12 protein-coding genes are annotated in these 11367 nt (G+C 36.2%); 8 read left to right on the top strand and 4 right to left on the bottom strand.

Annotation, left to right across the window (positions count from 1 at the left end; all coding sequences use genetic code 11):
* Positions 1-191: 191 nt before the first annotated feature.
* Positions 192-1031, bottom strand: coding sequence for a LysR family transcriptional regulator (locus RT143_RS11590; RefSeq protein ID WP_248148099.1), 840 nt, complete (start codon positions 1029-1031; stop codon positions 192-194).
* 133 nt (positions 1032-1164) lie between these two features.
* Between RT143_RS11590 and RT143_RS11595 the strand changes: the two genes are divergently transcribed.
* From RT143_RS11595 to RT143_RS11605, 3 genes are all read left to right on the top strand, one after another.
* Complete coding sequence (locus RT143_RS11595) at positions 1165-1770, top strand: LysE family translocator (protein ID WP_188875659.1); 606 nt, start codon at positions 1165-1167, stop codon at positions 1768-1770.
* A gap of 316 nt (positions 1771-2086) precedes the next feature.
* Positions 2087-2953, top strand: a complete 867-nt coding sequence (locus tag RT143_RS11600) for a 6TM ABC transporter family protein (protein ID WP_313093186.1) — start codon at positions 2087-2089, stop codon at positions 2951-2953.
* A 34-nt stretch (positions 2954-2987) separates the two neighbouring features.
* Positions 2988-3602, top strand: coding sequence for a nucleotidyltransferase domain-containing protein (locus RT143_RS11605; protein ID WP_313093187.1), 615 nt, complete (start codon positions 2988-2990; stop codon positions 3600-3602).
* Between the two features lie 35 nt (positions 3603-3637).
* Here the strand turns inward: RT143_RS11605 and RT143_RS11610 are convergent, their stop codons facing one another.
* On the bottom strand, positions 3638-5368 hold the full coding sequence (locus tag RT143_RS11610) for an ABC transporter ATP-binding protein (protein WP_313093188.1): 1731 nt from the start codon (positions 5366-5368) through the stop codon (positions 3638-3640).
* A gap of 569 nt (positions 5369-5937) precedes the next feature.
* Here RT143_RS11610 and RT143_RS11615 point away from each other — a divergent pair.
* Positions 5938-7266: an ATP-binding cassette domain-containing protein gene (locus RT143_RS11615; RefSeq protein ID WP_007115755.1), complete on the top strand. Its 1329-nt coding sequence runs from the start codon at positions 5938-5940 to the stop codon at positions 7264-7266.
* A 150-nt stretch (positions 7267-7416) separates the two neighbouring features.
* On the opposite strand, the gene RT143_RS11620 is transcribed toward RT143_RS11615, so the two are convergent.
* Both RT143_RS11620 and RT143_RS11625 read right to left on the bottom strand, forming a co-directional pair.
* Entirely contained in the window at positions 7417-7692 is a 276-nt protein-coding gene (locus RT143_RS11620; protein WP_188875954.1) for a type II toxin-antitoxin system RelE/ParE family toxin, read from the bottom strand.
* Positions 7685-7981, bottom strand: a complete 297-nt coding sequence (locus RT143_RS11625) for a type II toxin-antitoxin system RelB/DinJ family antitoxin (RefSeq protein WP_248148092.1) — start codon at positions 7979-7981, stop codon at positions 7685-7687. The genes RT143_RS11620 and RT143_RS11625 overlap by 8 nt, the downstream gene beginning before the upstream one ends.
* 248 nt (positions 7982-8229) lie before the next feature.
* Between RT143_RS11625 and RT143_RS11630 the strand changes: the two genes are divergently transcribed.
* From RT143_RS11630 to RT143_RS11645, 4 genes are all read left to right on the top strand, one after another.
* Positions 8230-9123, top strand: a complete 894-nt coding sequence (locus RT143_RS11630; RefSeq protein ID WP_313093192.1) for a DMT family transporter — start codon at positions 8230-8232, stop codon at positions 9121-9123.
* Between the two features lie 6 nt (positions 9124-9129).
* Positions 9130-9864: an AraC family transcriptional regulator gene (locus RT143_RS11635; RefSeq protein WP_219332460.1), complete on the top strand. Its 735-nt coding sequence runs from the start codon at positions 9130-9132 to the stop codon at positions 9862-9864.
* Between the two features lie 7 nt (positions 9865-9871).
* Positions 9872-10330, top strand: coding sequence for a DMT family transporter (locus RT143_RS11640; RefSeq protein WP_062335155.1), 459 nt, complete (start codon positions 9872-9874; stop codon positions 10328-10330).
* 144 nt (positions 10331-10474) lie between these two features.
* The gene (locus RT143_RS11645; RefSeq protein WP_313093194.1) at positions 10475-11074 is read left to right on the top strand and encodes a DJ-1/PfpI family protein; all 600 of its coding nucleotides are present in this window, start codon (positions 10475-10477) and stop codon (positions 11072-11074) included.
* Positions 11075-11367: the final 293 nt, after the last annotated feature.

An 11367-nucleotide genomic window follows, 5' to 3' on the forward strand; every position in this document is an offset into this window, starting at 1 on the left:
TAATCAGTCGGCTTTTGCCCAGCTTAAGGCTATTAGCGGTGCGTAACTTCAGTTAAATAAATCACTGCCTAGCAAAGCTGTTTGCCGCTACGTTGCCACACCTAGATTAGGCCAGGCGCTAGTGCATTTTAGGTGTTAAGCTTGGATTGACCATATAGGGTAGGGAGATAACATTCATGCTTATCCTATATTTACAACTGCTGTCTAAGCCATGCTAAAAATGCCATTTTTTGTGCATCTTGTTCAAAAGGTGTGTCAGATAACAAATAATACGCTGACCCGTCTAAGATAGGCGGCGTAGTACTAATTAGCAGTCCTGCCTGTAATTCTTTTTCCACCATCATCGCTGAGACCCAGGCCGTACCAAGCCCTGCGAGTGCTGCCTCAATACACAAATAAAAATGCTCTAAATAGCGTTTCTCGTAACTTGCCACATCGCCTAATGATTCTTGAATAATAAACCGTTCTAACTGCGGTCTCGAAGAGGATAAAAATAGGGTAGGTTTTGGGGGTAGGTTGGGATTAAATACAGCCACCATCTGCTCATCAACAAGCTTTCGGGCATAAATATGCCCACCCCAATCAAAATCATTACGGCGTATCGCCACATCAATGCCTTTTTGCTTAAAATCTACAGCGCCCCCTGCCGTGAGTAGCACAATCTCAAATCCAAACTCGCTGGCATTAAAATTTGCCAGCTTTGGAATCAGCCATTTCATCGATAACGTTGGCTCACAGGACACGACCAATTGCGTTTTTTTAATGGGCTGCTGCAAATCAAGCAAGCAGGCTTCTAACTGCTTAAACACGTTTTCACAGCAAGCGTATAAGGTTTTACCTGACTCAGTCAGCTTTAAGCTTTTATTTACTCTATCAAACAGTTGAATATTTAACAATTGCTCTAAATTTTTGATCTGTTTACTGACCGCACTTTGGGTAACATGCAGCATATCAGCCGCGACCGTTACACTACCAAAATACGCCACATAGTAAAAGAACTTTAACGCGTTAAGAGAAATGCGTTCAACCATGCTAAAAACTCATCAATTGCCATGCCAATAAGTCGATTTTAGGCGAATTAGGCTTATGTCACAATGCTTGTACTAAAAGTAACCAGTTAAATGATTAACGAAAATTCATGTAAATATCAAAAGCGAGTGTTTTATGGCAGAATTTTTAGCAGTTGTCCTCATTACCATTTTGGCCGTGATTAGTCCTGGCGCAGATTTTGCGATTGTGACGAAAAATAGTTATTTGTATGGCAGACAGATCGGGATATTGACTGCACTGGGTATCGCCTTAGGGGTACTGGTGCATGTCAGTTATACCTTAGTGGGTGTTGCTGTAGTATTAAAGTTTGCCCCCAATTTTTTAACCTACATTAAGTATTTAGGGGCGTTTTATCTTATTTATATTGGCTATAAAACATTTACTCAATTACCTGTGGCAGATACTAATCGTTCAAATCCGCTAAGCAAACGCCAAGCCTTGCAGTATGGCTTTTTCACCAATGCGTTAAATCCCAAAACGACGTTGTTTGTGGTCAGCACTTATACACAGATTGTGAGTAGTTTAACGCCCAAGGCAGTTTTAATTGGTTATGGCTTGTTTATGTCATTGGCGCATTTTGTGTGGTTTGCGATGGTTGTGTTGGTATTTTCTCAGCAGCAATTGCGTCAACAGATGCTGCAACGACAAGTAGTTATCAATCGGGTGATTGGGTTGATACTGGTAATGCTAGGTATATTTTTATTGCTAGCCCATGTGTAAGATTTAACAATCGGCTTTTTGGCACATTATTTAATCTTTATAAAACACCAATTATGAAATTATTTGTTCATATTCTACAGATTTCTAAAAAGCTGTCGTCTATAAAACCACCGTTTTTAGACTTACTAGTAATAAAATGTTCAACAAAATTCCTTAGCGTGCTATTCTTGCCGAATTCTGTGCTGACTTCAATATGATCGAAAATTTGACTCAACAGGTTTTTATCAAATTTTTTCTGAATCAATGCGTTGGTTATTATTTTCAGTTATTCCATGAATTTTAACAAAGAAAGCCTATCTGATATTGCCTTTTATCAATGAAACTGCTGCAACATATTACCTTAGCTAAAGCATCCTATGGCCTTATCCTGCTTACAGTGGTATTCGCCTTATCATCCATTGCGTTATCTGTAGTGACGCCAGTTTTGCTTAAGCAGCTCGTTGATAGTTTACCTACGCACACACAAGTGCCTTGGCTAGCTATTATTTTACTAGCTAGTGCTTTTATTTTTTCACAAATCTTCGCGGAATTACGTTGGTGGGCGTATTCAAATGCTGATGAAAACAACTTTACTCAGCACATTGAAAAAATCTTGTCTGAATCTAACGACATGAGCGCCATACGCGCCCATAAATCGGCACTCGGTAATCGGCTATTTATCTCAACTACATTATTTACATTAACCCCAATTGTGGTAGAGGTAATACTTGGGAGTATATTAGTATTCAATTTGATGCCACCGTCTTATGCGCTTATTTATCTATCAGCCGCCTTGCTACAGCTAAGTGTTGGCGTACTCTTCACTTATAGACTTAATCCCATTTTTACTAATACTCGTGAACTAGAAGTCGCATACTTTCAAGCCTTAAGTAACGATGATAGAGAAATAAATAGGTTGAAACTGCCCATTCAAGCGTGGTACCAAGGTATTAAGCGTATTAATATGATGCGAACAATGGTTAAGACGACAAGCTTAATTTGGCCCACTATCGGCTTAATCATCATTAATGTACTGGCTACTAAAGATTTTCAGCTAAAGCAAATGTCATTGGGAGATATTTTAGCGATTAATACCTATTTGCTGCAATCAAGCACGAAGATTGATATGGTTTCAAATTCATTACGGGATGCTATCATGGCAAGAAATGATATCTTTGCAGCGTTTAAAGAGGAGAAAACTTAATGGTTACTTTTTGGTGAAACTAAGAGGACTAATCTTGTTACCTGTTGAAATTACACAAGCTGTTCGCTATCTATCAAAAAAATACCCAATGGCAACGGTATTGCTATATGGTTCTTATGCCGTTAACCTGCACACGGCTAATAGCGATATTGACTTGATCGTCTTTACCAATATTAGCAAAGCCATCCATGAGACCACTGAATTTAACCTTCACCTGCTTGATGCCTGGGTCTACGATAAAGACAGTATAAACATTATTGACAACTATTTACACATTTACCCATTTATTACATTACGTGATGATTTTTCGATCGCTCGTAAACTTGAACAAAGGATTGTAGAGCATCGTCGCCTTATTGCTGTAAAGCCTACAGATTATGAGAAAACACAGTTGATGCTTTGGCTCAATAAAATGCTACAACGTGCAAGAGAAGACGACATTATTGGTCAGTATCGCTATAACACGCTTCTTAATGACTTACCTGAGCTATACTGTCGTTTCAAAGGTTTATATTATGATGGTCCTATAAAGACTATAAGAATCATGCAAGGAAACGATCCTTCATTATTTGACATCTATAGTCAACTATTACTTACACCAAAAAACTGCCAATTACTTAGTAGCTTATATGCTAAATTGAGTACTTAAAATAGACAAACTAAATAAACTTGTTAATTGGTCAATTATTCATACATCGCCGCTTGTGTTAACCACAACTCTTTGAAGACACCTGTTTCTTGTTTTAAAATCGTAGGATCACCGTCCTGTACCAAGGAGCCTTGATCAATGACTAACACTCTATCAACACTATTAATTGAGCCTAATCGATGGGTGATCATAAAACTTAGTTTACCCGTAGAAAGCTGTTTAAATGCATCATACAGCTTAATTTCTGCTTTAGGGTCAATAGCGGATGTGGGTTCATCGAGAATAATTAAAGAACTAGTAGTATTCATACAGCGTAGAACAGCTAATTTTTGCCACTGCCCACCTGAAAGCTCAACACCATCAAATGCTCTACCAATTAAAGTATCCAATGAGGTAGTGGGTAACAGCCCTAATTCTTGCTTAACTGCTTGCTGATTGGGTGCGGGCTGATGGTTTAACATAATATTTTCATTAATGGTCATAGTAAATTTTGCAAAATCTTGGAATACCGCACCCATGCAGGCTCTAAGTTCACTAATTTTATAAGCTTTAATGTTCTCACCATTGATTAAAATTTGCCCTTCACTGACATCCCAAAATCGGCAAATCAAACTCACCAACGTGGACTTTCCCGCCCCATTGTGTCCGACAATCGCAATCGATTCCCCTTTCCTTGCCGAAAAGCTGATATTTTTTAAAATGGGTTTATCAGTATTAGGGTAGGTAAAGCCAACATGAATGAATTCAATACGCTCAATACGTTGAATTGATAAGTTGCCATCTATGATATTCTCCTCATAAGCTAAAAACGCAAAGTACTTCTCAAAATAATCCAAAATTTCATAGGTTAGTGAACTGGTCTGGATAACAGATTCTAGGCGATTATTGAGCATCATAATTGATTGTAGCAGTACAACTGCAGAGGATAAGGTAATGGCAGCAACAGCTGCTTGTTGATATAACGCAAATAGCACCAAACTTAGTACAACTACCGCTATGATTTGAAAAGGTATGGGTTTGGTAAAGATTTTAAATTGTGCCTGTTGTAACTCGCTATAAACCTGTTTGAATGCTTGTTGATATTTATCCACGATTAATGGATTAGCATTAAATAAGTGACTGTCTTTTTGGGTCTCTCGTGAAAAAGCTAATGAAGCGAAATAATCCATTAGCCGACTTTGCTTTCCCGAGCTTATTAAGGCACGCCAACTAAATGACATAACTTGAAAATTAGCATAGGCCAACGGCGTGGCGGCCAGCAATATGGCAAAGGGAATCCACCATTTGATTGAAAACAACATAGCAAATAACGCAGCAACAGTAACGGTTTCTCTGGTCAAATTCACTAGATTTACCATGAAATTGGTCGGTCTGAATTTTGATTGGCTCTTTAAGACAGCGATATCGTCTTGGATATTGGTATCATCATATACCTGTAGCCCGTTGAAGGAAGCATTCTTAGCCATTAATTTATTGATCACGCTATTGGTCACTAATTGGTTGATATGAGTTTGCAAATAATTAACCAATGGCTCGAGCAAGCTAGGCAGCAGCATACTCACGCCCCAAATGCCTAAGGTTGTTAAAATGGCATGTTGCGCTTGTGAATGATTAAAAAGAGCTATCATTTGTCCTGTTGCGTAGACATTCACAGCGGGCATAAGACCTGTGACAAGTAAGCAGATTGCCATGGCAGTATGGTAACGAGGACAGGCAAAGAATACTTCACGTAAGGCAGCAACGAAGATGCTAAATTTCTGGCGCATGGCTATGATTCTAATAGATTAAATCTGGTTTATTTTTTTCAATGATCTATTCTACTAAACATAAGTTGTGCATACTATTTAAAATCATTTTTTATAAGCAGGTATGTAACCAAAAATACTTAGAACAGCTTCTCATCTGGTCGCAAAAAGGGCAACACATGCTGGCTAACTTTGATGACAATGCAATGGTTGTTTATCAAGCTTATTGATCTACTACCGATTATGCGTTAAAACACTAACAGTTTGGGCGCGATTTTAAATTTAGTCGCATGAGCTAGATAAATCCCAATTTTCTTTAGATGATGTATCGCTATGGCTGGGCAACTAAAGAAGGACAGGAGCGAGTATTGGGTGTTTGAATTAAAAAAACTCTATCTAATAAGTTATTGGCGTTTACAGTGGTATCGAGTTTTGAGAAAAGTCGTTATTCAAGCCGTTAGTAATGGCAGCAGGCTGTTAGTCTTTCGTGTTTATTAGATTGTAAATACAGTCAAACACTCGAAACCTTGCCCTTTGTATTATAAGTCAGACTTTTAAAAGTAGTAATTACAATTAATAGCTATACTAATATGATATCTAAAAATAAATTCTTGAAAGCTGCGATAGTTTTGGTACTTGTACAGCAAATTTTATTGGCTATTTCTACGTATCTAGTTGCGCTCGCGGGAAAGTCGCTTGGCAACGGTAAAGCTGCTGACACTCTACTATATATAATGTGGTTTTTTATAATTGCTCTACTAGCTTATATTAGTAGCTCCTTTAATAATTTTTTAGTTTTAAAACTAAAAAATTCATTATGGAAAGATTACATACAACTGTTTTTTAAAAAACATTGTCTTACTCAAGATTTCAATACGATTGAGAATAAAAATCAGACGACAGCTTGGCTCAGTGGGGAAGCCAACTTAACTATTGAGGAAATTTCATATTTTATTATAGATACCGTTTCCATGTATTTAAACGTAGTTTTCACGTTTGCGATATTTTTATTCACACTAGGTCGTATTTATTCAGCAATTATTGCTATTTCTTTAGTTAGTTCTTTAATTCTTGTATCGCTTTTGAATAACAAGATAGAGCAATTAGCCAGTAAAAGCCAGACTGAAAGGTTAAGTATAAATACGTATCTACCTACTCATTGGGACTATTTACTTAACAGTAGTACTAAATTTTTAAACAATTCTCAAAAAGAGTTAAATTCAAGATTACAGAGTTTATTTGTTACTTTAGAGAAATATACGCTTTGGGAGCAATTACTTGCTACCATACCAATAATAATAAGTGTGCCTTTGCTAGTGTTTTATATTTTTTCCAGTCAATCAACACAGAATCTTGCTAAATTAGGAGTGCTTTTAGCTGTATTACCTAGAACGTTACAATTGTTAGGCAATGTTCATGAATTAAGTATCAGTAATAGCAGACTAATATTTATTCGTTCAAAATATAAAAGGTTATTAAGTTTTTCTTTGATTGAAAATAAACCTGAAAGTAATATAACTGCTGAGAAGATACAAATATTTGATGGTATAACAAGAAGATATATTAGCACTCATGAGTTACAGGAAATAGTTAAACACAAAAGATTCTATGGTAGGGTGCTGATAACTGGGGACAATGGCTCAGGTAAGTCATCATTAATAAAGACATTAAAATCTTTAGAAAAAAATTCAGTTATCATTTCGCCTGAGTCTGAATTTAATTTCCAGCAGATCAAAGCGTCTACTGGGCAAAGGCAATTGGAAAAGATAAATTTCTTTTTACAAGAGGACTTTAATGTAATTTTTTTAGATGAATGGACAGCAAATTTGGACACTGCTAATATTAATATGATAAATAACTTATTAAATGAAGCTGCAACAAGAATGCTAATTATTGAAGTGGTACATAAAAATCAATAAAATCACTTGTTATTGTTGAAAATGATAATCGCTAATTAAGTCAGCGGTTTTATCGTATTTGGCAGTCAATAATAAGCCATATTATTTATTTCATTTAAAACCTATCAATAATAATTTGCGCTTTATCTTTAAAGACGAGCTTAATTAAATTTAGGCGATAGCTAACTCACTATGACTACCTAGCCTAATTAATAGTAACGTATTAGCATCAGGCTTTTCATAGATAAGTACCAAATCAGGTTTGATATGGCAATCCCTTGAACCTGCTAGATTGCCTTTTAAAGCATGGTCACAATATTTTTCTGGTAACTGGACATCATTTAACAAACAATTAAAAACTTCTGCCCAAGCAGGATGTACTAATTCTAAATGGTGCTTTTTTAAATCTCTTTTAAATTGGCTTGAAAATACAACATCTCTACTCATTGGCTAATTCCGCCATGGCAGTCATAGCATCATCTGCTGAGCTATAGCGGGGCAGTTTTCCTGACTGATATTCTTGTCGTGCCGCTATAATAGCTTGCTGGGTCTCTACATTTGGAAAAAACTCATCTTTTTTATAATCAAAATTCAGTGGAATGGACTTAGTCGCCACAACTTGATTAAAAAAGAGCTTAATCGCTTGCGTAGGCGATAAACCGTAGCCTTCAAAAATTTGCGTTGCTTGAGTGCGAAGTTCATCATCTAATCGAACATTAAAGGTAGAAGTAGACATAATGTGCACCTATTTTGCATGTCATTTGCACTTAACTATATATTATTTTAACGAGCTTTTCAACTTTTTAGGCCTAAGCAAAATGTTTCTGATAAATACTTTTCTGCTAGATATCTTTTATTGCTAGTCCATGTGTAGAATTTAACAATCGGCTTTCTAGCATATTATCTAATCTTTATAAAACACCGATCATGAGATCATTTGGCTATCATAACAACTACAACTTTGTCAGAATGTTTGGTGGCCATTTGAATAAGTTAACAGCAACCTTGATAACGGTAAGTTTTCCTCTGCTATTTCTGCTTATTTGGAGTGGGGGTGCTTTATTTTCAAAACTAGGGCTACAGTATGCCAATACTTGGAGTTTTCTATTCTTAAGAGCCGCCCTTGCGCTAGTACTGTTGTTCGTTCTATTTGGAAGAAGCGTAAAACACAACAATAATGGTTTAAAAACTCACGCAATTGAAAAAAGTGAACTGTGTCGAATTATTATTTCTGGGCTATTATTGCAAGTTTTTTATCTAATTTTTTACTTTTCAGCTATCAAGACCCAGCTTTCTTTAGGAATTATTATACTTATTCTAGGTATTCAACCTATTGTCACTAAGTTGATGGCTTCGGCTGTCCTTAATAAAATCGATATGATATTGCTAGCAATGTGTTTCATAGGTTTGGGCATCTCCACATTAGGTTACCATAAAATTGAACAAATAAATTTGATAGGCATTGTGTTGGCGATTTTTGCGTTACTGTCTATTACTTTTGGCACAGTCATCCAAGCTAGAATCACCACAGAACCTGTTTTAACTTTGCTTATTCAAACAATAAGCGCTTTTATTGTTTTTGCTGTTTTAACCGCTGTAAATGGTTTTGTGTTTAGTTTCAATGTTTATTCGCTGGCAGCTTTAATTTGGATGGGCGCTATCGTCTCTGTGGGCGCATTTTTATTATTGACGTTCATGTTAAGATTTCGTTCTGCAGAGAAGGTTAGTACATTGTTTTTTTTACTCCCTTTAATCACGATGCTATTAGAAAGTGTATTTTTTAATACTAAACTGAATGGTTTTACGATTGCTGGCGATATCTTGGTATGTGTAAGTTTATTTTTGTACCAATTTAAGCCGTTTTCACCTAAAAAATAACAAGCTATGACTGAGCAAGATTACCTAAATCGGCTATTTATACGAACCTACAACTCGCAGCTGGATGGACATCAGCATCCTTATCATCAAGTCCTGATACCTTTATCTGGCAGCATTCATTTGATGTTAGAAACGAAAACTGTGCAGGTTAATTATGGGGAAGTTTATATTATCCCTAAACATAGGTATCATCAGTTTAAGGCAGATCAGCTTTTTCGCTTTTTGGTAATTAATCTTGAAGACATTGATTTTCTACCAATGCAACATGGTGATGAAGTGCATGATTTTTTAGATGACAAGACGTTGTGCTATCTTAACATTATTGAAAAACAGCTAATGACTGAGTTTAATGAGACCATTAATGATTATCTTTTGCAGCTTTTGATAGAGTTTTTAAGAACTATTAATGTGAATAAGCAAATTGATAGTAGGCTACTTCATGCCATCAGTGTGATGAAAAAGGATATTGGCGCTAAGCATTCGCTTGCTTCACTGGCAAACATTGCTTGTTTAAGTCAAAGCCAATTCAAAAAGCTTTTTAAGCAGCAGCTAGATATAACGCCCAAAGCCTATCTCGCTTCGCTTCGTATGCAGATGGCTCGGGGTTTAATCATTAATACGGATATGCCAATTGCTATGATTGCTGAAAAATGTGGTTATCAAAATTGTTCGGCTTTTATCCGACGATTTTCACTATTTTATTATGATACGCCCCAAAATTTCAGAGCTAAAAGGCAGTAGGAATGCTATGAATATACTACCTTACATACTAATTAGTTTATTAGGCGGTGCAATTGTTCCTTTGCAACTAGCAATAGTCAACGCTTTTCAAAAAACAACACAAGCATCTCAAATACAATCTACTTTCTACCTTTACGTAGGCGGTACAATTGCCTCTTTTATTATATCTTGTATATCAATGGGTGGCGTAAAGCCACCCCATGCAGAGGCTGCTTCATGGTGGATGTGGCTACCAGGGTTTCTAGGTAGCTTTTATATCTTATTTATGTTTATATCTGCCCCTAAGATAGGTTCTGGCAATACCTTACTCTGGGTTTTTCTTGGCCAAATGTATTTTGCGTTAATTATTGGCAAATTAGGTCTATTTGGATTAGATCCTAAACCTATTAATTTTTATAAAATGTTAGGATTGGCGGTCGTTACTATTGGTGGCATTATTATGATTGTCGGAGAAAACAAAAAATAGAAGCGAGTTGCTTAATCATTTGCTTTAAATTGCTTACGTTAGTTTTTTATAAGTAATGCAATCCCGATATTTTAAAGCCGCGTATATGAGGAATATTTGGTTAAGGTTATAACGAAACTTAAATCGTTTACAAGGAAATTAATAATGAAAAAAGTTATAACATGTCTTATTTTTGATGATTTTGAAACCTTAGACTTATTTGGCGTTGTTGAGGTTTTTGGGCGTCTGCCAGATATCTATCATTGTCAATTTGTTTCGCTAAAAGGTGGGCTAATAACCAGTTCACAGAATGTACAGATTCATACGCAGTCAATCAAAGATGACTCACTTTCTACTGATATCCTTCTAATTGTGGGCGGCAAGGGTACTAGAATGCTCGTCAATGACCGAGCATTTCTCACTGTATTAAAACAATATTGTGAAAAAGCTGAATTTGTATTAAGCGTTTGCACAGGTAGTGCCTTGCTAGCTAAAACAGGATTACTTGATGGAAAATCTGCAACGTCTAATAAACTTGCTTGGCAATGGGTAACAGAACAATCTACACAAGTAAATTGGATCGGTAAGGCTCGCTGGGTAGTTGATGGGAAATACTATTCTTCGGCTGGAGTAAGTGCTGGGATGGATATGGCTTATGGGTTTATTGCTGATCGACACGGTATTGACATTGCAAGACAAAAAGCCAAAGAAATTGAATATTACTGGAATGAAGATAAAAATGAGGACAGTTTCTTTACTGCCTAACTCCATTTTCCTAAAAATTATTAGCTAGCATATATAATTTCGCCCAATTTATTTTATGTTAAATACTATTTTCTAAATCAAATATTTGGTAACTCATGATCCGTGGCTGCCATAGCTTCTCTATAGGCCGTTAAGCCATTCATACAAGCAGGTACACCGGCATAGACCGCCATTTGAATCACAACTTCTAAGAACCTGTTCACGATTAAAAAATATGCTAGCATAAGCTACATAATCAATTAATAACCGAATCAATCACCATGAGAAAAGCCTATCCAAGCGACATTAGCCGA

The organism is Moraxella sp. CTOTU48268, from assembly GCF_032069585.1.
GTDB classification, from domain to species: Bacteria; Pseudomonadota; Gammaproteobacteria; order Pseudomonadales; family Moraxellaceae; genus Faucicola; species Faucicola cinerea.

What these genes read in the sequence shown, in the direction of transcription:
- RT143_RS11600 (WP_313093186.1), top strand. Translation starts at nt 2,087, where the DNA reads ATGAAACTGCTGCAACATATTACCTTAGCTAAAGCATCCTATGGCCTT.
- RT143_RS11640 (WP_062335155.1), top strand. Translation starts at nt 9,872, where the DNA reads ATGAATATACTACCTTACATACTAATTAGTTTATTAGGCGGTGCAATT.
- RT143_RS11610 (WP_313093188.1), bottom strand. Translation starts at nt 5,368, where the DNA reads ATGCGCCAGAAATTTAGCATCTTCGTTGCTGCCTTACGTGAAGTATTC.
- RT143_RS11590 (WP_248148099.1), bottom strand. Translation starts at nt 1,031, where the DNA reads ATGGTTGAACGCATTTCTCTTAACGCGTTAAAGTTCTTTTACTATGTG.
- RT143_RS11595 (WP_188875659.1), top strand. Translation starts at nt 1,165, where the DNA reads ATGGCAGAATTTTTAGCAGTTGTCCTCATTACCATTTTGGCCGTGATT.
- RT143_RS11635 (WP_219332460.1), top strand. Translation starts at nt 9,130, where the DNA reads ATGACTGAGCAAGATTACCTAAATCGGCTATTTATACGAACCTACAAC.
- RT143_RS11615 (WP_007115755.1), top strand. Translation starts at nt 5,938, where the DNA reads ATGATATCTAAAAATAAATTCTTGAAAGCTGCGATAGTTTTGGTACTT.
- RT143_RS11620 (WP_188875954.1), bottom strand. Translation starts at nt 7,692, where the DNA reads ATGAGTAGAGATGTTGTATTTTCAAGCCAATTTAAAAGAGATTTAAAA.
- RT143_RS11625 (WP_248148092.1), bottom strand. Translation starts at nt 7,981, where the DNA reads ATGTCTACTTCTACCTTTAATGTTCGATTAGATGATGAACTTCGCACT.
- RT143_RS11645 (WP_313093194.1), top strand. Translation starts at nt 10,475, where the DNA reads ATGAAAAAAGTTATAACATGTCTTATTTTTGATGATTTTGAAACCTTA.